At 72.3% G+C, this 22,547-nt stretch carries 18 protein-coding genes and 1 pseudogene; 5 read left to right on the top strand and 14 right to left on the bottom strand.

The genetic code is table 11. The features are described from left to right. Window positions 1–113 precede the first annotated feature (113 nt). A complete protein-coding gene (locus MMF93_RS25085) occupies window positions 114–1,964 on the top strand; it encodes an FAD-dependent monooxygenase (RefSeq protein ID WP_242755000.1) in 1,851 nt (616 codons plus the stop codon). Window positions 1,965–2,336: 372 nt separating this feature from the next. On the opposite strand, the gene MMF93_RS25080 is transcribed toward MMF93_RS25085, so the two are convergent. The 5 genes and pseudogenes from MMF93_RS25080 to MMF93_RS25060 form a co-directional block, all read right to left on the bottom strand. After that, a complete protein-coding gene (locus tag MMF93_RS25080; protein WP_242754997.1) occupies window positions 2,337–3,893 on the bottom strand; it encodes an oxidoreductase in 1,557 nt (518 codons plus the stop codon). Between the two features lie 195 nt (window positions 3,894–4,088). Then, a complete protein-coding gene (recX, locus tag MMF93_RS25075) occupies window positions 4,089–4,814 on the bottom strand; it encodes a recombination regulator RecX (protein ID WP_242754994.1) in 726 nt (241 codons plus the stop codon). A gap of 4 nt (window positions 4,815–4,818) precedes the next feature. Continuing rightward, window positions 4,819–5,991 (bottom strand): recombinase RecA, encoded by a 1,173-nt coding sequence (gene recA / locus MMF93_RS25070; protein WP_242754991.1) that lies wholly within the window; start codon window positions 5,989–5,991, stop codon window positions 4,819–4,821. A 318-nt stretch (window positions 5,992–6,309) separates the two neighbouring features. Beyond that, window positions 6,310–6,549, bottom strand: a pseudogene (locus tag MMF93_RS25065) (AI-2E family transporter); the annotation flags it as partial. A gap of 57 nt (window positions 6,550–6,606) precedes the next feature. Further along, window positions 6,607–6,801 (bottom strand): DUF3046 domain-containing protein, encoded by a 195-nt coding sequence (locus MMF93_RS25060; protein ID WP_114019464.1) that lies wholly within the window; start codon window positions 6,799–6,801, stop codon window positions 6,607–6,609. Window positions 6,802–6,879: 78 nt separating this feature from the next. Here MMF93_RS25060 and MMF93_RS25055 point away from each other — a divergent pair, with 78 nt between their 5' ends. Next, window positions 6,880–7,785 carry a hypothetical protein gene (locus tag MMF93_RS25055; RefSeq protein WP_242754988.1) on the top strand — a complete coding sequence of 302 codons (906 nt, stop codon included), beginning with the start codon at window positions 6,880–6,882 and terminating at the stop codon, window positions 7,783–7,785. A gap of 91 nt (window positions 7,786–7,876) precedes the next feature. On the opposite strand, the gene MMF93_RS25050 is transcribed toward MMF93_RS25055, so the two are convergent. From MMF93_RS25050 to MMF93_RS25040, 3 genes are all read right to left on the bottom strand, one after another. Next, a complete protein-coding gene (locus MMF93_RS25050; protein WP_242754985.1) occupies window positions 7,877–8,182 on the bottom strand; it encodes an AzlD domain-containing protein in 306 nt (101 codons plus the stop codon). Beyond that, window positions 8,179–8,976 carry an AzlC family ABC transporter permease gene (locus MMF93_RS25045; protein WP_242754982.1) on the bottom strand — a complete coding sequence of 266 codons (798 nt, stop codon included), beginning with the start codon at window positions 8,974–8,976 and terminating at the stop codon, window positions 8,179–8,181. The genes MMF93_RS25050 and MMF93_RS25045 overlap by 4 nt, the downstream gene beginning before the upstream one ends. A 147-nt stretch (window positions 8,977–9,123) precedes the next feature. After that, window positions 9,124–9,975, bottom strand: a complete 852-nt coding sequence (locus MMF93_RS25040) for a helix-turn-helix transcriptional regulator (RefSeq protein WP_242754979.1) — start codon at window positions 9,973–9,975, stop codon at window positions 9,124–9,126. A gap of 94 nt (window positions 9,976–10,069) precedes the next feature. Here MMF93_RS25040 and MMF93_RS25035 point away from each other — a divergent pair, with 94 nt between their 5' ends. Then, the gene (locus MMF93_RS25035) at window positions 10,070–14,899 is read left to right on the top strand and encodes an Lhr family ATP-dependent helicase (protein ID WP_242754976.1); all 4,830 of its coding nucleotides are present in this window, start codon (window positions 10,070–10,072) and stop codon (window positions 14,897–14,899) included. A 318-nt stretch (window positions 14,900–15,217) separates the two neighbouring features. Here the strand turns inward: MMF93_RS25035 and MMF93_RS25030 are convergent, their stop codons facing one another. Beyond that, entirely contained in the window at window positions 15,218–15,817 is a 600-nt protein-coding gene (locus MMF93_RS25030) for a MarR family winged helix-turn-helix transcriptional regulator (RefSeq protein WP_242754973.1), read from the bottom strand. Window positions 15,818–15,901: 84 nt separating this feature from the next. On the opposite strand from MMF93_RS25030, the gene MMF93_RS25025 reads away from it, so the two are divergent. Beyond that, window positions 15,902–16,729, top strand: a complete 828-nt coding sequence (locus tag MMF93_RS25025; RefSeq protein WP_242754970.1) for an Fpg/Nei family DNA glycosylase — start codon at window positions 15,902–15,904, stop codon at window positions 16,727–16,729. 49 nt (window positions 16,730–16,778) lie between these two features. Continuing rightward, entirely contained in the window at window positions 16,779–17,555 is a 777-nt protein-coding gene (locus MMF93_RS25020) for an SDR family NAD(P)-dependent oxidoreductase (RefSeq protein ID WP_242754967.1), read from the top strand. A gap of 452 nt (window positions 17,556–18,007) precedes the next feature. Here MMF93_RS25020 and MMF93_RS25015 read toward each other — a convergent pair whose 3' ends face one another. The 5 genes from MMF93_RS25015 to MMF93_RS24995 all read right to left on the bottom strand — a co-directional run bounded on the left by MMF93_RS25015 (window position 18,008) and on the right by MMF93_RS24995 (window position 22,367). Next, entirely contained in the window at window positions 18,008–18,388 is a 381-nt protein-coding gene (locus MMF93_RS25015) for a helix-turn-helix domain-containing protein (protein WP_114019471.1), read from the bottom strand. A 130-nt stretch (window positions 18,389–18,518) separates the two neighbouring features. After that, complete coding sequence (locus MMF93_RS25010; protein WP_242754965.1) at window positions 18,519–19,118, bottom strand: CinA family protein; 600 nt, start codon at window positions 19,116–19,118, stop codon at window positions 18,519–18,521. Beyond that, a complete protein-coding gene (pgsA, locus tag MMF93_RS25005; protein ID WP_242754963.1) occupies window positions 19,115–19,822 on the bottom strand; it encodes a CDP-diacylglycerol--glycerol-3-phosphate 3-phosphatidyltransferase in 708 nt (235 codons plus the stop codon). The genes MMF93_RS25010 and pgsA overlap by 4 nt, the downstream gene beginning before the upstream one ends. Then, complete coding sequence (gene rimO, locus MMF93_RS25000; protein ID WP_242754961.1) at window positions 19,819–21,447, bottom strand: 30S ribosomal protein S12 methylthiotransferase RimO; 1,629 nt, start codon at window positions 21,445–21,447, stop codon at window positions 19,819–19,821. Before rimO ends, pgsA begins: the two co-directional genes overlap by 4 nt. Before the next feature lie 116 nt (window positions 21,448–21,563). Further along, window positions 21,564–22,367: a helix-turn-helix domain-containing protein gene (locus MMF93_RS24995; RefSeq protein WP_242754959.1), complete on the bottom strand. Its 804-nt coding sequence runs from the start codon at window positions 22,365–22,367 to the stop codon at window positions 21,564–21,566. Window positions 22,368–22,547 lie beyond the last annotated feature (180 nt).

The raw sequence follows: 22,547 nt of genomic DNA, 5'->3' as shown, positions 1-22,547 counted from the left end.
CTTGACGCCCGCTCAGGCAATGGGTTGCATACCAGCGTGATCGTGCACCAGGCCCCACCGCCAGAAGAACCCCGGCCCCGCCACAGCCACCAGGGGTGTGAGGTCTCCACGCTGTGGACCCGGTGATCATCGTCGGGGCAGGCCCCGTCGGACTCGCTCTCTCTTTCGCTCTCGCCCGCCACGCGGTCCCGTCCGTGGTCCTCGACGCCACCGACGGACATCCGGAGATCCGCGCCGCACGCACCTGCGTGCTGCGCCCCGACACCGTGGCGCAACTGCCCGCGCTGCCCGGTGTGCGCTGGCGCTCGTGGCGCACCCAACGGCGCGCCCAGCCGGTGGCGGAGACCGACCTGCCGCCCGAACACGCGCCCCTGCACCTGGCGCAGCACGCCCTGGAGGGCGTGCTGCGCAGCGCCCTGGCTGACGAGCACCTCGCCCGGGTGGTCACCGGCAGCCACGTCGACCTGCTGGAGCAGGACCCCAGAGGCGTCACGGTGCACACCCGCGGCCCGTCCGGCACCTGGTGGCGGGGCAGCTACGCGGTCGGCTGCGACGGCGCACGCTCGACGGTCCGCAAACTCCTCTCGGTCCGCTTTCCCGGCCGTACCGCTGTCGAGCGGCACGCGGTCGCGGCGCTGCGCGTGCGGCTGCCCTGGGAAGAGGGTCGCTACGCCCCGGACGGCACGTGGGAGCCCGGCCAGGTGGGCCGCGCCCTGCTGCACCGCGATCCCGGCGGCACCCCCGGCGAGGTGACGGCACGACCGCTGCCCGACGGACTGTGGCGACTCGACTGGCTGCTGACACCACGCGGCGACCTGGTGACCCCCCAGGAAATGCTGGAGCGCGTCGCCGACGCACTCGCGACCTGGTCCGAGGAGGCGCTGCGCACCGTTCGGCCGGACCAGACGGGCAAGGCTGCCAGGGCCGGCAGCACAGCCAGAACGAACAGCGCGCCCGGAGCGGCCGAGACGGCCCGGGCGGGTGGTGCGCACGGAGCCGACCGGACCGGCAGGAACGCCAGTGCCGGGCGAGCCATCGGCGATGGCGGTGACGGTGGCGTGCCGGCACTTCCCGGCAGCCGTGCCGGCCAGGAAGCCGCCGCCCGCATCGGCCCCTACGAGCTGGTCGACACGGGAGTGCACACCGCGCACCAACGGCTCGCCCGGCACTGGCGCGTCGATCGCGCCTTCCTCGCCGGGGACGCCGCACATCTGACGGGCGCACTGGGAGTGCAGTCCGTCGACGAAGGGCTGCGGGACGTCACCAACCTCGCCTGGAAGCTGTCTCTCGCCTGGCACCACGGCCACGACCGCACTGCGGACGCCCTGTTGGACAGTTACGAGGCGGAGCGACGCCCCACCGTCACCGCACGACTGCGCGCAGTCGATCAGGCCATGGCCGTCGTACGGCGCGGCAGCGGACTGCGGTCGCTGCTGCCCGGCGGGGGCGCACGCTCCCACCTGGCCCTGCTGACCGACGGACACCTGGGACAGGGCCTGCTCGGCGCGCCTCCCGCCTACAGCCGAACGCCGCTGGCCCCGCCACGCGGAAGCACCTCCCAGGTACCGGTCGGCACGGCGCAGGGCGCACCCGTCGAAGACGTTCCCGTCACCGCCGTGGACGGCTCCCGGGGAACCCTGCGCGGCTGGCTGGGCGGCGTCGGCGGAGAGCTGCTGGTGGTGCTGGTCGCCCCGGGCACGGCCGTGTGGGACAGCCGCCACTGGCTGTCGGCGGGGATGATGCCCGAACTGGCCGCCGCGGTGGAGAAGCTGCCGCTGCGGGCGACGCTGCTGGTCACCGAGGGCTACCCCGGTGCGGCCGCGCACACGGTGCTCGCGGTCCGCGCCGACGGCCACTTGGCCGCCGCCCTCCCGGCAGGGCGCACCGAGGCGCTCAACGCCTGGGCGGAGGCGATACGCGGAACGGGTGCGGCAGCCGGCCACGAGGCGGACTCGCAGACCTGACGTGAGGCCCTTGCGACCGGGCAGGACGGGCAGCAAGCACCGTTTGCTCCCGGATGCGACCGGCATCCCGCTCGCCGCCACCCGGACCGTCGGCAAGCACGCGCCTTCGCTCGCGGCACGGGTCCCCTCGTCTCGGACGCGCTGGACAGATCCGCGACCGCCCTCACGCAGCCCTCCCGCCCCGGGATCCGCCCTGGTGCGCCGACGACGCCTCCGCTCATCTGCCGGCCGTAGGGTCTTTCGTTTGGATATGACTGGATCAGGGGGGGGGAGGCCCGGTGCGTGCTCTCACAGGGCCGAGAATGGGGGTGCCCCCAGCCGCGAGAGTGCGTGCCGGGGCCCGCGAGCCCAGCAAGGTCCACACGAGAAGCCCTAGTTCTTCTGCAGAGCGCGGGTGACGCCCGCGATGACGGCGGTCGTCAAAACCCAGCCGAAGGCGATCAGCAGATAGGCCAGCCACTGGAGGCTGTCGTGCGGCCAGTACCAGGCGGTGCGCTGGCCCAGACCGCCGACGGGGATCACCAGGTCGAGTGTGTAGACGAGAGGCTGGAACGGGGCGCCTTCACCTTGTTTGACCGGGCTGGGAGAGCGAGCGCCGAAGGACAGCGTGCCCAGCACCGTCAGTGCGAGGAGCCAGACACCTGCCAGCCAAGGGCGGTATCCGTAGCCGACAGTCGCGTCGAGCAGGTGCCCCCACATGCGCGCGGCCCAGGGCAGAGTCCGACGCCGATGGCGCTGTTTGGCCAGAAGAACGCGGCGGGCCTCGTCGTCATGGCCGGCCTTCCGGTACCAGCTCGCCAACTGCTCGTAAGGCTGCGGGTTGTAGCCGGGGCTGCGTCGTATCCACGCCACCCGCCGGGCAACGGAGTCCCGCCGCCCCACTGCCTCCCGGCGCTCCCCGCCCTCGTCCACCTTGACGGACCCGTAGACGAAGCCGTCCAGCTCCACCACGTCCGGCCAGCTGCGCCCGCTGTCGTGAAGATTGGTCACCTGTGCCCCCCGCAGATCCACACTGCCGGACGGAGGCTGGGCAAGGGTGAAGTCGAAGTCGACGGCCTGCATCAGGGGGGCGGCCAAAGACGGGCCGCGGTCGTCGGACGGTCCGTTCAGAAAAGCTCCCTTGAAGATCACACCATCCGAGATCCGGGCGCCCCGCAGTCGTACGGTCCCGTTCGCGGTGAACCCGTCGGAGAAGTCGAGCGTCGAGCCCACGGCGTTGTCCAGAGCGAGCGCCGTCCCCCGTGGTCCGGGGCTCAGCAACTGTGCTCCCTGCATGAACAGGCCACCCGGCAGCTGTGCTCCCAGCAGCCGCACCTCACCCCGCGCGACGAACCCGCCTCTGAAGGTCACCCCTCCTTCCATGACCAGGCCGCCGGCGGCGATGGCCCATCCTCCGGGCGCGCTGATCTCCGTCCCGTTGAGGAGCATGCCGCCCGTCACCCGGGCGTCGCTCAGGGACAGGGCGGTGCTCACATGGTTGAACGGCGAGGACGCGAGGCTTTCCACCACGGAATACCGCAGGTCGAGCGTGCCCTCGATGCGGGCCGAGTAGGCTTCGATACCCGGTACGCGGCTGCCCGTGATCACGAGCGTTTGCGTCGACGCTCCAAGCAGGTCCACCGACTCCTCGAACCAGCAGTCCTCCAGCCAGAGGGCGTGAGCGATCTGGGCGCCCGCGAGGTTCAGGTGCCCCGGTATCCGTGCCCCGGCGAGCCGCAGACACGCGACAGCGCCCGGCTGCGCGGTGTGCGCACCCAGCAGGAGCGCCGCGATCACCGCGGCCCGAATCGTCCGCTCAGGGCCCCACGCTCCCCCTTCGGCGACACGGTCGTCCTCGGGCAGACCCGTGCGCAAGTCCACGCAGCGCCCCTCGGGAAACCCGTCCCATAACTGACGCTCAGGCGGAGTCAACTCGTCGTAGGAGAGCACTCGTCCAGAGTAGTGATCTTCCGTCTTGCTCGCTTCCCCCCACCGCGCGCGGAAATCGGAGGCATCCGTTCCGGCCCCGAGGCGATCGGCGCTCCCGCAGCGTGAGCGTCGCACGGCGGCCCTCACCGCCCCGCACGGCGGCCCCTCCGGCTCCGGTGGCCCGTCCGGACCCCTCCAGAACCCATCCGGGGCCCTTTAGATCCCCGGGAAATGCTCCTCCAGCTCCTGAGGGTCCTCCCCCTCTTCCTCCAGCGCCTGGCGGACCACGCGGAGGGCGAGGCCTTCCGAGTAGCCCTTGCGGGCCAGCATCCCGGCGAGGCGGCGGAGACGCTTGTCCCTCTCCAGGCCTCTGGTGGCACGCAGCTTGCGCTCCACCAGCGCCCGCGCTGTCTCTTCCTCCTGCTCCGCGTCGAGCTCGCCCACCGCCTCGTCGATCACCGTGGCATCCACACCTTTGGTGCGCAGTTCACGTGCGAGGGCGCGGCGGGCCAGCCCCCGGCTGTGGTGCCGGGACTCCACCCAGGCGGCCGCGAACGCGCCGTCGTCGATGAGACCGACGTCTTCCAGCCGGGCCAGGATTTCTTCGGCCGCCTCCTCGGGCACGTCCCGCTTGCGGAGCGCGTCCGCGAGCTGCCTGCGCGTCCGAGGCGTGCCGGTGAGAAGCCGCAGGCAGATGGCTCTGGCTCGCTCCACCGGATCCTGCGGCTCCCGGGACCGCGACTCCCGGGAGGGCCGCGGTTCCCCGGGCTGGTGCTCCCCGGGGATGGACGGCGAACGCGATGGTCCCGCTCCGGCCCTCGACGGGGCGGGACCATCGCCGTCCTGGGAGCCCGTGCTCGTGCCTGCGCCCCACGGCGGGGCGGAGGCCGAGGACGGGTCCGGGGAAGGGGTGTACTCCGGCCAGTCGGTGCGCCGCGTCACCGGACTAGCTCTTGGCCGCGGCGGCCTTGGTGGCCTTGGTGGCCTTCGCCGTCTTGGTGGCGGGGGCCGGGACCGTCTTGCCGGTGGCGTCCGCACCATCCGCCGCGACTGCCGCGCCGGCGGCAGGGGCCGCTGTGCTGTCCGCGGCGTCCGCGCCGGGCTCACCCGACGGGTCCTGAGGCTGGACGCCGATGCCGAGCTTCTCCTTGATCTTCTTCTCGATCTCGTTGGCGAGGTCGGGGTTGTCCCGCAGGAAGTTGCGGGAGTTCTCCTTGCCCTGGCCGAGCTGATCGCCCTCGTACGTGTACCAGGCACCGGACTTGCGGACGAAGCCGTGCTCGACGCCCATGTCGATCAGCCCGCCCTCACGGCTGATGCCCATGCCGTAGAGGATGTCGAACTCGGCCTGCTTGAAGGGCGGTGCGACCTTGTTCTTGACGACCTTGACACGGGTCCGGTTGCCGACCGCGTCGGTGCCGTCCTTCAGGGTCTCGATGCGGCGGATGTCGAGCCGCACCGAGGCGTAGAACTTCAGCGCCCTGCCACCCGTCGTGGTCTCCGGAGAGCCGAACATCACGCCGACCTTCTCGCGGAGCTGGTTGATGAAGATCGCGGTGGTCTTGGACTGGTTGAGCGCACCGGCGATCTTCCGCAGAGCCTGGCTCATCAGCCGGGCCTGGAGGCCGACGTGGGAGTCGCCCATCTCGCCCTCGATCTCGGCCCGGGGCACCAGCGCGGCGACCGAGTCGATGATGATCAGGTCGAGCGCGCCGGAGCGGATCAGCATGTCGGTGATCTCGAGGGCCTGCTCGCCGTTGTCCGGCTGGGAGAGGATCAGCGCGTCGGTGTCGACGCCGAGACGCTTGGCGTACTCGGGGTCCAGCGCGTGCTCGGCGTCCACGAAGGCGACCGTGCCGCCCGCCTTCTGGGCGTTGGCCACCGCGTGGAGGGTCAGGGTCGTCTTACCCGAGGACTCGGGGCCGTAGACCTCGACGACCCGGCCTCGCGGCAGGCCGCCGACCCCGAGGGCCACGTCCAGGGCGGTCGACCCGGTGGGGATGACCTCGACCGGCTCGTTCGGCCGCTCGCCCATGCGCATCACGGCGCCCTTGCCGAATTGGCGTTCAATCTGAGCGAGAGCGGCGTCGAGCGCCTTCTCGCGGTCGGTTCCTGCCATGGGTGCCACCCGGTTGTTTGCTTGAGTCGATCGCTTCACGTCTCACGACGCTAGCGCCTGCCACTGACAATCGGTCCGGACCCGCGCTCCCCTGGCCGGCATGGCCTGAGCGGGCGTTCGCCGGAGCCTCCATAAGAATCGATGTTCGATTTTTGAGTCAAGTCGCACCGCGCCCCTGTGGACAACTTCGAAAACCGCAGGTCACAGCGTGTACACCGGTGCTTCACACCTCCGGGACGCCTCCGGAACGAGGGGACGGACCCGGTCATTGGAGGCGCGACAACCACCGCCCGAGCCCGCGGCGCCTGCCCCGCGAACCCCGCCCGAATAGGTGCCCACGGTCGGCACGAACTGCGAGACCGCCCCGACCCAGACGCCCAGCGCCGCCGCGTACGGAACACCCAGCAGCCGCAGGAAGAGGTAGTGCGCGGCAGCGCAGATCAGCGCCATCAGAGCCCGCGAGTAGATGTACCCGCCGGTCTTGCTGACGGCGATCTCCCAGGCGCGCAACACCTCCGCCTGGCGTGCGGGCGGCAACATGGAGCACGGCCGCCGTCGCCTGGTGCACCCACCGGACAAGATTCGCCCTACCGGACACACCGCCTGGTAAGCGACTCACCTCTTGTGCGCCGGGACGTCCATAACGTCGCAGACCACCCGCCACACGTCTTTCGCGTCCCACCCCGCCGCGAGCGCCTCATGGACGGTCCGGCCGCCCAGCTCGGACATCACGAAGTCGTGTGCGAAGGAGTCGGCGTACGACGCACCGAAGTGCTCCGCCATCCGCTGCCAGAAGTCCGTCAACCGCATGCCTCAAGTATCCCGCCTGGAGGGTTGGCTCGGTCCCACAGCAGTGACCGGGACGCCTGGCGGGCCTACCGTCGGAGAATGGCTCACAGTGGTTCGGTCCTCTCCCGCGCGGAGAACTTCATCTGGCTGACAGCGCGCGTGCTGGAACAGCGACGTTTCGAGTACGACTTCCTGGACGGCGACCCGAGCGCGGTCGAGACGGCGCTGGACGCCTACCGCAACGCGGACGGCGGATACGGTCACGCGCTGGAGCCCGACCTGCGGGGGCCGGTGAGTCAGCCGCTGCACACCGCTGCGGCCGTGCGGGTGCTGGATGCGATCGGACGCTGTGCCGGACAACGGGTCGAGCGCATCGGCCGGTATCTGACGGCGGTCTCCACGCCCGACGGCGCCCTTCCCGCCGTCCACCCCTCGCTGCGCGGCTACCCTGCCGCACCGTGGATCCCCGTGGTGGACGTGCCGCCCAGCGACCTGCTGGCGACCGGTCCGGTCGTGGGCACACTGCACCGCAACAGCGTCTGGCACGCCTGGCTCTTCCGCGCGACGGACTACTGCTGGCACACCGTCGAGACCCTGGACAAGACCCACCCGTACGAGGTCCGGGCAGCGCTCGCCTTCCTGGACGGTGTCCCGGACCGCCCGCGAGCCGAGGCGGCGGCGGCCCGGCTGGGGACGCTGGTGCGTGAGCAGCGCCTGGTCGTGACCGACCCGGACCGCGCGGAGCGCTTCCCTCTCCCGGACGGTTACGCACCGGGAGAGCACCACTACGTGACCGACTTCGCGACGGCACCCGACTCGCTGGCACGGCGCTGGTTCTCGGACGCGGAACTGGACCGCTGTCTCGACCACCTGGTGAGCCGCCAGGAGGGGGACGGCGGGTGGGACATCAACTGGCGCAGGTGGGCGCCCGGAACGGCGTTGGAGGGGCGCCCCTTGGTGACGCTCGAGGCCCTGCACACTCTCCGCGCGTACGGACGGCTGTGAACCATCCCTTTGAGTCGCCGCACGGAGACGCAGACCGGACCCGCCCGAAGCCCTATCCGACGCGCGTCCCCCGAACGTGCGTCGGCAGGCGTCACCCCACCGCGCGTATGCCCGCGGTGACCAGAACGGCCGCGGCGACGACGACCAGGAAGGGCGCCCGCAGCACCAGAGCGAGTGCCGCGGCAGCGAGCCCGGCCGCACGGGCGTCGAGCACGAGCGCTGTCTGGTCGGCGAACGTCTGCTGCGCGGTCAGCGCCGCCAGCAGTGCCACAGGCAGCAGGGCGGTCAGCCGCTTGAGTACAGGGCGCTCCAGTGCGCCCGCGGGCACCGACAGGCCGAGGAGCTTGACCAGATAGCAGCCCAGGGCAGTGATCCCGATGGCGATCCACACACTCACCGCGACTCCTCCTCGCTCCCGCTCTCCGTTCGCTGCTGCTGTTCCTGTTCCTGCTTCTGTGTGCCTGTCTGTGCCTGTTCCCGTTCCTGTTCTCGTCCCTGTTTCTGTTTCTGTTTCTGTTTCCGCAGCATCAGGACATCCGCTGCCCTCCGTGCCTTTCCGCTGTGCACCACCAGGACGGCGGGGGCCGCCAGCGCGGCCACCAGTACCGGTACGCCGGCGGGCAGCACCGGGAGGAGGGCGAGCCCGAGGACGGCCGCGAGCCCTGCCGCGGTGCGCTCGACACCGGTGCGGAGCATGGGTGCCAGCAGTGCGAGAAAGGCAGCGGGCGGTGCCGCGTCCAGCCCCCAGGAAGCGGTGTCCCCGAGCGCTTCGGCTCCGAGGGCGCCCAGGAAGGTGGTGAGGTTCCACAGGACGAAGAGCGTCGCACCGGTCACGGTGAAACCGAGCCGGACGGCGTGCCGTCCGCGCTGGGCGAGAGCGACGGCCGACGTCTCGTCGATCACCCAGTGCGCTGCGGCGACTCTCGTCCCCGGGCGCAGTCCGAGAAGGCCGGAGAGACGCAGCCCGTAGAGGGTGTTCCTGGTTCCCAGGAAGAACGCACTGGCTGCCGCGGTCAGCGGCCCGCTCCCGGCGGCCAGGGCACCGACCAGGGCGAACTGGGAGGCGCCGGTGAACACGAAGAGGCTCAGCGCGCACGTCTGCGCGAGACTGATGCCGGCCGCTGAGGCGGTGACACCGAACGCGAAACCGGAGAGGCCGACAGCGACACCGACGCCGAGGGCGTCCCGCACGACAGCGCGGTCCTCAGCGGGCTCTACGCCGCCGTCACCCGGGTGCGAGCTCGGCGCTCGGGACGTCTCCGGCGCTATGGACACCTCCGGCGCTCGGGGCCGGTCGAAGGTCTCACGGGGTTCTCTCTGCTCTGGCACAGGAGGACATTAGAAAGCCGCTGATGAGCCGGTCTTGTACGTTCTTGCGCGGCCACGCTGGTAGGCACCCGGGGGCACTCCCACGATCCGTCCGAAATGGCGGGTCAGATGGGCCTGGTCGGTGAAGCCGACGGTGCCGGCCGCCTCGGCCGGGGGCGTCCCCGCGTCCAGCAGGGCACGGGCCCGGTGGACGCGCGCGTCCGTCAGCCAGGCGTGCGGCGGCATCCCGTAGGCGCGGCGGAAGGCGCGCAGAAGTGCGAACGGGCTGGTGTCCAGCTCGGCGGCGAGCGCCTCCAAGGTGGGCGGGTCCGCCATCCGCTCCTCCAGGACGGCACGCGCCAGCACGGCGTAGCGCGTCCCGGCTGTGCGTGTCGCCCGCCCGGGCAGGGGTCCGCCGTGCAGCCGCAGCAGCCGCGCGACTGCCGCGTGCAGATGGCTGTCGGCGGCCAGCGCGTTGTTCTGCTCCAGCGCGAGGTGCACCGCCCGCACGTGGCGGGCCGAGACCGGGTCGTGGGCCGCCGGGACGGTGAACCCCGGCGTGCCCCGGAGCGTGGTGGTCTCCGCGGCGATCCGCGCCACCACGGCCGGGTCGGGGTAGAGGACCTCGTAGCGCCAGCCCTCGGGGGTTCCGGCGTGGCCGGTGTGCATGGTGTCGGGGTTGATCAGCGCAATACCGCCCACACCCACACGGTGCACTCCGCCGCCGTGGTGGAACGCTTCCACGCCCTCCGTGACGGCGGCGATGACGTACGTTCTGTGGGTGTGACGCGCGAAGACCTTGCGGATGTAGCGGGCGCGCAGGAGATCGAGGTCCGGCAGGTTCGGTGACTGCCAGTAGTGCGCGCTCTCCCCGTCCGTCATCCTTCCATTCTGCGCACACCCCCCCGCCGGCCACCGCGGCAGCCCTCTCCGGCGCTCGCACGCCGTTGTCAGTGCCGTGCTGCACGATGGGGGCATGGGTCGGACATCGGCGCTGGACGCCTTCTCACCGGCGACCCGTGCATGGTTCACGGGCGCCTTCAGCGAGCCCACCTCCGCGCAGGAGGGGGCCTGGCGTGCGCTGGCCGAGGAGTCGGACGCGCTGGTGGTGGCGCCCACCGGATCAGGAAAGACGCTGGCCGCCTTTCTCGCCTCGCTGGACGCTCTCGCCTCCACGCCGCCACCCGCCGATCCCGTCAAGCGCTGCCGGGTGCTGTACGTCTCGCCGCTGAAAGCGCTGGCCGTGGACGTGGAGCGCAACCTGCGCAGCCCGCTGACCGGTATGCGGCAGGAGTCCGCTCGCCTCGGACTTCCGGAGCCGGAGATCACGGTCGGTATCCGTTCGGGTGACACTCCGCCCGCCGAGCGCCGCTCGATCGCCCGCCGCCCGCCGGACATCCTGATCACGACGCCCGAGTCGCTGTTCCTGATGCTGACCTCCGGCGCCAGGGAGGCGCTCACCGGCGTCGAGACGGTCATCGTGGACGAGGTGCACGCGGTCGCGGGCACCAAGCGCGGCGCCCACCTGGCGCTGTCCCTGGAGCGGCTGGATCACCTGTTGGAGCGCCCCGCGCGGCGCATCGGCCTGTCGGCCACGGTCCGCCCGGTCGACGAGGTGGCGCGGTTCCTCTCCCCCCGCAGGAACGCAGCCGTCGTGCAGCCGCCGTCGGGCAAGGAGTTCGAGCTGTCCGTCGTGGTCCCTGTGGAGGACATGGGCGAGCTGGGCAGCTCCCCCGCGCAGGACGCCGCGGGTCCGGGCGGCGCGGGGCCTGACGGGGGGAGCAAGCCGTCGATCTGGCCCTCGGTGGAGGAGCGGATCACCGACCTCATCCAGGAGCACCGCTCCACCATCGTCTTCGCCAACTCGCGCCGGCTGGCCGAGCGGCTGTGCAACAGGCTGAACGAGATCGCCTACGAGCGTGCCACGGGCGAGCCGATGCCCCAGGACCACTCGCCCGCCGAGCTGATGGGCAACGCGGGCGCGGTCACCGGCGCGCCGCCGCTCCTGGCGCGGGCCCACCACGGCTCGGTCTCCAAGGAGCAGCGCGCCCAGGTGGAGGAGGATCTCAAAGCGGGCCGGCTGCCCGCCGTGGTGGCCACCTCCAGCCTGGAGCTGGGGATCGACATGGGGGCCGTCGATCTGGTGATCCAGGTCGAGTCGCCTCCCTCGGTGGCCTCCGGGCTCCAGCGGGTGGGCCGCGCGGGACACCAGGTGGGTGCGGTCTCCGCGGGGGTGGTCTTTCCCAAGTACCGAGGAGATCTGGTGCAGTCCGCGGTCGTCACCGAGCGGATGCGCCAGGGCGCCATCGAAGCACTGCGCATCCCCGCGAACCCGCTGGACGTGCTCGCCCAGCAGATCGTCGCGATGGTCGCGGTGGACGTGTGGGACGTACAGGAGCTGCTGGCGCTGGTGCGGGGCGCCGCCCCGTTCGCCGCGCTGCCCGAGTCCGCCTACACCTCGGTGCTGGACATGCTCGCGGGGCGGTATCCGTCCGACGCGTTCGCCGAGCTGCGCCCGCGTCTGGTGTGGGACAGGGTGGCCGACACGCTCACGGGCCGGCCGGGTGCGCAGCGGCTGGCGGTCACCTCGGGCGGCACGATCCCCGACCGCGGGCTGTTCGGAGTCTTCCTGGCGGGTGCGGACCCGAAGAAGGGCGGGGGCCGGGTCGGTGAGCTGGACGAGGAGATGGTCTACGAGTCCCGGGTGGGCGACGTGTTCACCCTGGGGACGACGTCCTGGCGGATCGAGGACATCACCCGTGACCGGGTGCTGGTCACCCCGGCGCCCGGAGTGCCGGGGCGCCTGCCGTTCTGGCGGGGGGACCAGCTGGGCAGGCCGCTGGAGCTGGGCAGAGCGCTGGGCGCCTTCCTGCGCGAGATCGGTTCGCTGACCCGCGAGCGGGCCGGGGAGCGGCTGGCGGCCTCCGGGATGGACACGCTGGCGATCGGCAACCTGCTGGCGTATCTGGACGAGCAGCGGGAGGCGGCCGGGCACGTCCCGGACGACCGGACGATCGTGGTGGAGCGCTTCCGTGACGAGCTGGGCGACTGGCGCGTCGTGGTGCACTCCCCGTTCGGCGCCCAGGTGCACGCCCCCTGGGCACTCGCCATCGGGGCCCGGCTGTCGGAGCGGTACGGCATGGACGCGCAGGTCATGCACGCGGACGACGGGCTGGTGCTGCGGCTGCCGGACGCCGAGCTGATGGACCTGGATCTGTTCGAACCCGAGTCGCCCTCCCCGCGCACCCCGGCACAGGAGGCGTCCAGGACGGGGGGCGGGCTGCCGGTCGATTCCGATCAGCCGCCCATCGGGGTCGGCGACGTGCTCTTCGACAAGGGTGAGATCGAGCAGACCGTCACCGATCAGGTGGGCGGCTCGGCGCTGTTCGCCGCCCGCTTCCGGGAGTGCGCCTCACGTGCGCTGCTGCTGCCGCGCCGCAGCCCGGGCCGACGCACGCCCTTGTGGCAGCAGCGGCAGCGGGCCTCGCAGCTGCTCCAGGTGGCGAGCGAGTTCGGCTCCTTCCCGGTCATCCTGGAGGCGGTCCGCGAGTGCCTCCAGGACGTCTTCGACGTGCCGGGACTGACGGAGCTGATGGGCGACATCGAGTCGCGCCGCGTCCGTGTGGTCGAGGTGACGACGCCGGAGCCCTCACCCTTCGCCCGCTCGCTGCTGTTCGGCTACGTCGCGCAGTATCTCTACGAGGGAGATTCGCCGCTGGCCGAGCGCCGGGCGGCGGCCCTCTCCCTCGACTCCCGGCTGCTGTCGGAGCTGCTGGGCCAGGCGGAGCTGCGGGAGCTGCTGGACGCGGAGGTGCTGCACGAGCTGGAGGCGGAGCTCCAGTGGCGTACCGAGGAGCGCCGTCTCAAGGACGTGGAGGGCGTGGCCGACCTCCTGCGTCTGCTGGGCCCGCTCACCTCCGGTGAGCTGGAGGAGCGCGGCGCCGAGCCGGGCTGGGCTCCGGAGCTGGAGGCGGCGCGCCGTGCCATCCGGGTGCGGATCGCGGGCCGTGAGTACTGGGCGGGGATCGAGGACGCGGGCCGGCTGCGGGACGCGCTGGGGGTAGCGCTGCCCGTCGGTATCCCCGAGGCGTTCACCGAGCCCGTGGCCGACCCGTTGGGCGATCTGCTCGCGCGGTACGCCAGAACGCACGGCCCCTTCGTCTCGGCGGACGTGGCGGAGCGCTTCGGTCTGGGTACGGCCGTCGCGGACGGTGCGCTGCACCGGCTGGCGGCGAGCGGGCGGCTGGTGCAGGGAGAGTTCCACCCCTCGGGTGTGGGCCAGGAGTGGTGCGACGCAGGGGTGCTGCGCAGGCTGCGTCGGCGTTCGCTGGCCGCGCTGCGCCAGGAGCTGGAGCCGGTCGCCCCGCAGGCTCTGGCGGCTTTCCTGCCGCAGTGGCAGCACGTGGGCACCAGCAGCCTGCGCGGTGTGGAGGGGCTGTTGCGCACCGTCGAGCAGTTGCAGGGGGCTCCGGTTCCGGCGTCCGCGCTGGAGAAGCTGGTGCTGCCGGGGCGGGTGGCGGACTACGCGCCGCCGATGCTGGACGAGCTGACCGCCTCGGGCGAGGTGGTGTGGGCGGGCGCGGGGGCGCTGCCCGGCAAGGACGGCTGGCTGTCGCTGCACCTGGCCGACGCGGCGCCGCTGTTGCTGCCGCCCCCGCATCCGCTGGAGTTGACGCCGGTGCATCAGGCCGTGCTCGAAGCTCTGGCGGGCGGTTACGGGCTGTTCTTCCGGCAGATCGCCGAGCGGGCGCGGGCCGCGCAGCCGGAGGCCACCGACCCTCAGCTGACGGAGGCGCTGTGGGACCTGGTGTGGTCGGGGCGGGTGACCGGGGACACGATGGCGCCGCTGCGCGCCCTGCTGGGCTCGGGACGGACGGCGGGCTCGACGGCGCACCGCGCCAAGCGGCCCACGCCGCGCGGGCGTTACGGCTCGTTCACGGCGGCCGCCGTGGCGGCGGGCGGCGGCGTGGGCCGCCGCGGTCCCGGTCGTGCTCCCGCGTCGGCGCCGCCGACCGTGGCGGGCCGCTGGTCGCTGCTTCCCGAGCCGGAGAGCGAACCCACCCACCGTGCGCACGCACTGGCCCGTACGCTGCTGGACCGGCACGGCGTCGTGACCCGCGGTGCGGTGTCGGCCGAGGGGGTGGAGGGCGGCTTCTCCGCGGCGTATCGCGTGCTGTCGGCCTTCGAAGAGAGCGGGCAGGCCCGCCGCGGTTACGTCGTGGAGGGCCTGGGCGCCGCGCAGTTCGCGGTGGACGGCGCGGTGGACAGGTTGCGCGCTGTCAGCACGGCACGCGAGCGGGAGAGCGGCGCCGGCCCTGAGGCCGGCGGGGCGTACGGCGCGGGGGCGCGTGGCGGGAGCTCGCGCGGCGGCCCGCGCGCTCTCGTCCTGGCCGCCGCCGATCCGGCGAACGCCTACGGGGCCGCCCTCGCCTGGCCCGCTCCCCCAGCGGGTGCGACCCACAAGCCGGGCCGCAAGGCGGGCGCGCTCGTGGTGGTGGTCGATGGTGTGCTGACGTTGTACGTCGAGCGGGGCGGCAAAACCCTGCTGGCGTGGGCGAACGATCCCGAGGCGCCGGACGGCGCGGCCGGGGAGGCAGAAGCGGCTGCCGCCGCGAGCGAGGCGGGTACCGCCCGGCTGGCCGCCGCCGTCGAGGCGCTGGCGGAGGCGGCCCGCCGGGGAGCGCTGGGCACCGTCACGATCGAGCGGGTGAACGGTACGGCAGCGCTCTCCTCGTCCCTCGGCTCCACGCTGGAAGCGGCGGGCTTCCACCCGACGCCGCGTGGGCTGCGGCTGCGTGCGGGATGAGCGGGTCGGACTCCGTCCGGTGCACGTGCGGCCGTCGCCTGTCACTGCGACCGCCGCCCTCGTCCACTACGACGCGGCCCTCACCCGGTACGGCCCCCGCGACCCACGCCCGACGCGGCCGGCGGCCCGGTACGACCGCGGCCCTCGCCCGGCGTGTCCCCTGTACGACCGCCCCCCCCGCCCGACGCCGCCGCGGGCCCGCCCCCGGTACGACCACCACCCTCGTCCGGTACGACCACGGCCCTCGTCCGGCGCGGCCGCGATCCACTCCCGGTACGACGGCAGGTCCACGCCCGGCGTGGCGCGGCCGCTCGCCGTTCAGCCCTCGTCGTGGCCTTCGACGGCGAGGACCACGCGCCGCAACAGCGAGGCGAGCAGCGTCCGTTCGTACCAGTCGAGGGTGCCCAGCAGGCGGCGCTCCTCGGCTCCGGCGGCGTCGATGGCGCCGAGCCAGGTGGTGTGCCCCTCGTCCGTGAGTGTGATCTCCTGCCCGCGGTCGCCGGCGGGACTCTTCTTTCTCGTCCCCGCGGAGGAACGGGTCACGAATCCGCGTTTCTCCAGGGCGTCGAGACACTCCACGACGGCGTTGGGGGCCTCTCCCAGGTCCATCGCGAGCTGCGGGAGGGTGGTGTGGCGGCCGGATCGGACGAGCACGTGCAGCATCTCGTGCTCCTCGCGGCGCAGCCCGTACTCGGCCAGTGCTCTCTCGCCCACGCGCCGCAGGTGGTCCGCGAGGTATTGCATGCGTGTGACGGCGCCCTCGATGTGGGGGTCGAGGTCGGGGAGCACGGTGTGCCAGCGGTCGACGTGGTCGTCCACCCAGTCCCGCGCCCCTTCGAGCGCGTCCCGCTGTTCCGCTTCTTCCTCGCCGTCCACGTCGAGCGCGTCGTGCTGTCGTTCGTAACCCCACTGCCCCATGGCCGAGGATGGTATCTGGTGATCCACTTCGCTGTTCCGGCGCTGCCCCCGTGACCTGTCGCAGCCGGCTGGGACGATGGCCGTATGCCTGAGGGAGACACGGTCTGGCGTGCGGCGCGGACGCTGCACGAGGCGCTGGCCGGCTGCGTGCTGCTCCGTACGGACTTCAGAGTGCCCAGGATGGCGACGGTCGATCTGTCCGGCCGGGTGCTGCTCGAGGTGGTGCCGCGGGGCAAGCATCTGCTGATGCGCGTCGAGGGTGGGCTGACGGTGCACTCGCATCTGGGTATGGAGGGCTCCTGGCGGGTGCGGAGCAATCCGCCGGGGGGCTTCGGTCCGGCTCATCAGGTCCGCGCGCTGCTTGCGACCGGCTCCCACACGGCGGCGGGCCTGCGCCTGCCGGTGCTGGAACTGCTGCGCACGCGGGAGGAGTTCGCCGCGGTGGGGCATCTTGGCCCGGATCTGCTGGGTTCCGACTGGGATGCCGGGGAGGCGGAGCGGCGGCTGGTGCGCGGTCCTGACCGTGCGCTGGTCGAGGCCCTGCTCGACCAGCGCAACCTTGCCGGGATCGGCAACGTCTACGCGTCGGAGCTGTGTTTCCTGGCGCGTACCTCTCCCTGGACGCCGGTGGGCGCCCTTCCTGCGCCGCTGCTCACCCGTCTGCTGGAGGTGGCCAAGCGACTGCTGGAGGCGAACAAGGCGCGTGTCCGGCGCCGTACGACCGGTAGTGCGCGCCCTGACCGTGCGCTGGCTGTCTACGGCCGTGAGGGACGGCCCTGTTACCGCTGCGGTACCAAGGTGCGCACGGGCGGGCACGGGCCGCCGGAGCGCCCCCGCACGGTGTGGTACTGCCCGCACTGCCAGCCGCCGGAGGCGGGACCGGTGACGGAACCCCGCGATGCATCGCGCTGAGTATCCGACCAATTGACGCTGCGTCAGCTCGCTCGTACCGTCATGGTGCATGAGCCTCCCGGCGTACGACCTGACCGGCCGGACCGCCCTGGTCACCGGAGCGGCCAGCGGCATCGGCCGTGCGACAGCCGTGCTGCTCGCCCAGGCGGGCGCGGCCGTGCACTGTGCCGACCTGGACGCGAGGGGTCTCGCGCGCACGACCGGCGAGATCGAGGCGGCGGGCGGTGAGGCGTGGGGGTACGTACTGGACGTGACCGACCGTGCGGCGCTCAGCGACGCCGTCGCGGCGGCGGCCCGCGCGGGCGGGAGCCTGGATGTCGCCGCCGCGATCGCGGGGGTCATGCACCGCAGTACGGTGCTGGAGACGCGGGACGCCGACCTGGACCGGGTGCTGGACGTCAATTTCAAGGGCGTTCTGCACACCTGCCAGGAGGCGGCCCGGAGCATGATCGGCACGGGGACGCGCGGCGCCATCGTGACCATGGCCTCAGGGGCCGTGGACACCGGCTCGGCCGAGCTGCTGTGCTACGGAGCGGCCAAGGCGGCGGTCGTCCAGCTCACCAAGACCCTGGCAACCGAGATCGGCAGGCACGGCATCCGCGTCAACGCGGTCGCACCCGGTTGGGTGCGCACCCCGATGACGGAGCGGGACGACGCGGCGGAGCAACGGCGCAGAGAGGAAGCACTTACCCGGGCCTCTCCGCTGGAGCGGGTCGGTGAGGCGCAGGAGATCGCCCACGCGGTGCTCCACCTGGCATCCGACGCGTCCTCGTTCACCACGGGCCAGATCCTGCGGCCCAACGGCGGAGTCGCGATGCCCTGGTGACCCCCCGATCGGGTGCGCCCCCGCTCCCCCGCGCCCCCTGCCGTGTGCCGTCCTGCGCCACATGGACCGGCAGCACGCTCAGCCCCCATCCCCCTGCCGTCACCGTCGCCTCCACCGGGCCTCCCTCGCCCACGGCCAGGCGCCATATCGCGCACAGCCAGCCGACGGCGCAAGCGCCGCCCAACGCCCAGCGGCACAGCAGTATCGGACCCACCGCCGTCATACCGCCACCTCCCGGGCCGGTACTTTCCTTCCCGGCGTGTCAGGACTCAGCCATCGTCCCGCACTCCGTGCGACCGCGCGACCACAGAGAGCAGAGCGCAGGGGGCGGCAGACAGAAGCGGGCCCCGCCGGGTTCTCCGGCGGGGCCCGCACTGACGTTTCTTGTCGCCCCTCCATGACCGGCGCCGCGCGCCGGCGGAAAGGAGAGCCACGTATGCGTCACACGGCCGTCAGGCCGCTACCACGTCCACGGCCTCCGTAGGCGCCTTGATGGTGACGCGCTCCGGGGGCACATCGGTGACCGAGGTGACGGACAGCGGATTGAGCACCGGCCGCATGGGTGCCGGCACGGCGTCGCTCGCCGCGGACTCGGCCAGCTCCGCGAGCGCCAGCTCGTCGCTGACCTCCCGCATCAGCTCGGACATCCGCACATCGAGCGCGTCACAGATGGACGAGAGCAGTTCGGACGAGGCTTCCTTCTGGCCGCGCTCGACCTCGGAGAGGTATCCGAGCGAGACCCGGGCGGACGAAGAGACTTCGCGCAGGGTACGGCCCTGGCGTTGGCGCTGCCGACGCAGCACGTCACCCAACAGGCGACGGAGCAGAATCATCGGTGCTCCTCCCTCTCAACGCGCGGCGTCTTCCACAGCCTGTAGCGGGGCGGCCAGTTGGCCCCGGTTCCTTCAGCCTCCACCGTACCGCCTACAGCGGCAGCCGTGCGGGGAGCGATGTCGTGTTCACTCAGGGCTGCAAACATCCCGGGCCCCCGTTTCGTTCCCTACCCTGCCCTCCAGCGTTTGCGATCAGTTCCCTGTAGAGCACGTCGAGGGCGCCCCGGACACTCTCCGTGCGGATACCGGCACGCACACGTTCTCCGGCTTCCTCACCGCTGTCACCGGCCCGATCGCCGCTGCGGCTGCCCTCGATCCGCAGTCTGTCCGCGACCGCGCCGGCTCCGTCGCCCGCTCCGGGGCCCGCGACGGCGACGTACACCGTACCGACCGGCTGTCCGTCCTGGGGCTCGGGTCCCGCCACTCCTGTGGTCGCCACGCCCCAGTCCGCACCGAGCGCCGTACGGACGCCCTGGGCCATCTGGCGCGCGACCTCGGGATCGACGGCGCCCCGCTCCTCGAGGAGCGCCCCGTCCACGCCGAGTACGTCCCTCTTGAGCGCGGCCGCGTACGCCGTCACGGACCCCAGGAAGGCGCGTGAGGCTCCGGGAACGGCAGTGAGCTCCGCGGCGACGAGGCCGCCGGTCAGCGACTCGGCGACGGCAAGCGTCTGGCCACGTTCGGTGAGCAGCGCGAGCACTCCGCCGGCCCGCGAGTCCACGTCCGTCACGACCGTTCTTCTCCCTCCTGACCTGAGGCGGCCCCTTCGGCCACCGCGGCCCGGTCGGCTGCCGCCGCCTCGGCGGAGGCGGCGAGGCCCGCCCGGCGCAGCACCACAGCCTGGCGCACGTAGTCGAGCCCCGTGACGACGGTCAGCACGACGGCCACCGCCATCACCCACCACCGCGCGGTCGCCAGCGGTCCGGTGAGCGCGAGGACGTACATCCCCACGGCGACGCCCTGGGCGAGCGTCTTCATCTTGCCGCCCCGGCTGGCCGGAATCACCCCGTGCCTGATCACCCAGAACCGCATCAGGGTGATGCCCAGCTCCCGGAAGAGGATCACCCCGGTGACCCACCAGTCCAGGTCGGCCAGCGCGGAGAGGCAGATCAGCGCCGCCCCCATGATCGCTTTGTCCGCGATCGGGTCGGCGATCTTACCGAAGTCGGTCACCAGGTTGTGCCGCCGGGCCAGCTCGCCGTCGAACAGGTCGGTGATCATGGCGACGGTGAACGCCGCCCAGGCGAACGAGCGCCAAGCGGGGTCGTGCCCGCCGGCGGCGACCATGAGCAGCACGAAGGCGGGCACCAGCAGCAGCCGCGCCATGGTGAGGAGGTTCGCGATGTTCCACAGACTCACAGTGCGCACAGCGCTCGCCGCCTTCGGCTTCGGGACGGTGCCGCGCCTCGCCGCGGAGGCCGGGATCCCCGTCATCTGCCGGCCTCCTCACCGACCGGGCGGGTTCCACCTCCGGCAGCCGCGCGGGCAGCCGGAACGGCACCTCGGCCCGCGTCGGCCCGCGCGGGCGACACGGCGGCGCCTTGACCCGCGAGCTCCACGGCGACCAGGTCCACGCCCTCGGCCGCGCTCACTCTCGCCTCGACCATACGGCCGACCTGAAGCCGCTGTCCTGCCGGGGACTCCGGGTCGAGGCCCTCGCCGGCCGGCTCGAGGCGCACCTGCCCGTCCGTCTCCGGCGCCTGGTGCGCGCCACGCCCGAGGGGGCCCTCTTCTTCATCCACGCTTTCGACCAGTACCCGCACGGTCTCCCCCACACGCTCCTCGGCGCGCTGGGCGGTCAGCTCCTCGGCGAGCCGCGAAAGGTGCGCCAGACGGCGGGCGACCTCCTCCTCGGGCAGCTTGGCCTCGTATCCGGCGGCCTCGGTGCCCTCCTCGTCGGAGTATCCGAACACACCGATGGCGTCCAGCCGCGCCCCGGTGAGGAACCGCTCGAGCTCGGCCAGGTCCTGCTCGCTCTCGCCGGGGAAGCCGACGATGAAGTTGGAGCGGACCCCTGCCTCGGGTGCCCGCTTCCTGATCTCCTCCAGCAGCCCCAGGAAGCGGTCGGTGTCCCCGAAGCGCCGCATGGCGCGCAGCACGCCGGGGGCCGAGTGCTGGAAGGACAGGTCGAAGTAGGGGGCGACCTTGTCGGTGCCGGTGAGGACGTCGATCAGGCCGGGCCGCATCTCGGCCGGCTGGAGGTAGCTGACCCGCACCCGCTCGATACCGTCGACGGCCGCCAGCTCGGGCAGCAGCGTCTCCAGCAGCCTGATGTCACCCAGGTCCTTGCCGTAGGAGGTGTTGTTCTCCGAGACCAGCATGATCTCGTGCACGCCCTGCTCGGCCAGCCACCGGGTTTCGGACAGCACGTCGGCGGGGCGGCGGGAGATGAAGGAGCCGCGGAAGGAGGGGATGGCACAGAACGAGCAGCGCCGGTCGCATCCCGAGGCGAGCTTGACGGAGGCGACGGGGCTGGTGCCCAGCCTGCGCCGCAGCGGGGCGCGCGGCCCGGAGGCGGGCGCGAGGCCCGCGGGCAGGTCGGCGGGGGTGGAGGCGGCGGCTTCCGCGTTACCGGCCGCGCCGTGCCCGGGCAGCGCCACGTCGGCGCCCTGCCGCTCGGCCGGGCTGACGGGCAGCAGCTTGCGCCTGTCGCGCGGCAGGTGGGGGGCGTGCACGCCGCCGCCGAGGATGGTCTGGAGGCGCTCGGAGATGTCCGCGTAGTCGTCGAAGCCGAGGACGCCGTCCGCCTCCGGCAGGGCGTCGGCCAGCTCCTTGCCGTACCGCTCGGCCATGCAGCCGACGGCCACCACGGCCTGCGTTCTTCCCTCTCCCTCGCGCGCGGCGCTCTTGAGGTCGCCTGCCTCCAGCAGCGCGTCGACGGAGTCCTTCTTGGCGGCTTCGACGAAGCCACAGGTGTTGACGACGGCGACGTCCGCGTCGGTGGCGTCCTGGACGAGATCCCAGCCATCCGCCGCCAGGCGGCCTGCGAGCTCCTCCGAGTCCACCTCGTTACGTGCGCAGCCGAGAGTGACAAGGGCGACGGTACGGCGTTCGGGCATGGGCTCAGCCTACTTCGTCCCTCTGCCTCCACCCGCCGCCAGGTTGTGACCCCGCAGCTCACCTGGCGGGACCGCGGCCGCCGCCAGGGCGGTAGGCCGCGTCGCGAAGGCGGTCGTCAGCCGGCCTCGGGGTCGCCGCGGGTGTAGCTGAGGCGCTGCACCTGGCCGACCTCGCCCGCGTGCTCGACCTCCTTGCCGTTGACGAACAGCTTGACGCCGCCCGCGTTGCCGAGCACCAGATCGAGCCGCTTGTCGTCGGTGAGGGTCTTGGAGTCGCCTTCCTTGAGCACCCCTTCGTGGACCAGCTTCCCGTTGTGGTCCTTGGCGGAGACCCAGCTGTTGCCGTCCTCCGCCGTCATCCGGACGGTCACCTTGTCGGCCGGAGCCCCGGCGATGGCGCTCTCGGACGGCTTGGGGTCGTTCGTCTTGGACGGGGAGGGCTTCTCGCTGGTGGACGGGGTGTCGGAGGGGGTGTCCTCTGCTACCGGCTTGCCGGACTCCTCGCCGCCTCCCCCGCCGCTGACGAGGGTGAAGCCGACGAATCCGATCACCGCGACGATCGCGGCGACCATGGCTGCGGTCCAGTTGGGCCTGCGGGGCTCGGGACGGATGCGTTCGGCTTCGAACAGCGTGGCCGGAGCGGTCGGCTCCGGGCGCCCGCCGTGCTCCTCGTCGTACTGCTCCACCAGCGCGTCTGCATCCAGTCCCACGGCACGCGCGAGGGTGCGGAGGTGGCCGCGGGCGTACACGTCCCCACCGCACCGGGAGTAGTCGTCCTGTTCGATCGCCTGCACGATCGGGACTCGCACCCGCGTGGAGGTACTGATCTCCTCCACCGTCAACCGTGCGTCGATACGGGCGTCTCGGAGGGCTCGACCGACCGAAGGCCGGTCCTGGTCGGATGAGTTGCCGATGGACACGGGTGCGCCTTTCGAGCGTGTAGCCACCTGCTGGAGGTTCAGTCTAGGGGCGGGGCAAAAGGGTGGGGCAAGCGGGCGGAGCGACTTTGTACGCCATATGCAGGGGCCGCACACGGCGTCAAGAGGGCGGAGAAGACCAGCGCGAATCGGCGCGCGGGTGCGCCGTCGCGGTCTCTTTCC

It is taken from the genome of Streptomyces tubbatahanensis, assembly GCF_022699385.1.
Classification (GTDB): Bacteria; Actinomycetota; Actinomycetes; order Streptomycetales; family Streptomycetaceae; genus Streptomyces; species Streptomyces diacarni.
This window is presented reverse-complemented; position numbering and strand designations above follow the sequence as displayed.

Excerpts from the sequence above, each read along its gene's own strand:
- MMF93_RS25055 (WP_242754988.1), top strand. The coding sequence starts at position 6,880 with ATGGCTCACAGTGGTTCGGTCCTCTCCCGCGCGGAGAACTTCATCTGG.
- MMF93_RS25020 (WP_242754967.1), top strand. The coding sequence starts at position 16,779 with ATGAGCCTCCCGGCGTACGACCTGACCGGCCGGACCGCCCTGGTCACC.
- MMF93_RS25030 (WP_242754973.1), bottom strand. The coding sequence starts at position 15,817 with ATGGGGCAGTGGGGTTACGAACGACAGCACGACGCGCTCGACGTGGAC.
- pgsA (WP_242754963.1), bottom strand. The coding sequence starts at position 19,822 with ATGACGGGGATCCCGGCCTCCGCGGCGAGGCGCGGCACCGTCCCGAAG.
- rimO (WP_242754961.1), bottom strand. The coding sequence starts at position 21,447 with ATGCCCGAACGCCGTACCGTCGCCCTTGTCACTCTCGGCTGCGCACGT.
- MMF93_RS25060 (WP_114019464.1), bottom strand. The coding sequence starts at position 6,801 with ATGCGGTTGACGGACTTCTGGCAGCGGATGGCGGAGCACTTCGGTGCG.
- MMF93_RS25015 (WP_114019471.1), bottom strand. The coding sequence starts at position 18,388 with ATGATTCTGCTCCGTCGCCTGTTGGGTGACGTGCTGCGTCGGCAGCGC.
- recA (WP_242754991.1), bottom strand. The coding sequence starts at position 5,991 with ATGGCAGGAACCGACCGCGAGAAGGCGCTCGACGCCGCTCTCGCTCAG.
- MMF93_RS25040 (WP_242754979.1), bottom strand. The coding sequence starts at position 9,975 with ATGACGGACGGGGAGAGCGCGCACTACTGGCAGTCACCGAACCTGCCG.
- MMF93_RS25025 (WP_242754970.1), top strand. The coding sequence starts at position 15,902 with ATGCCTGAGGGAGACACGGTCTGGCGTGCGGCGCGGACGCTGCACGAG.
- MMF93_RS25035 (WP_242754976.1), top strand. The coding sequence starts at position 10,070 with ATGGGTCGGACATCGGCGCTGGACGCCTTCTCACCGGCGACCCGTGCA.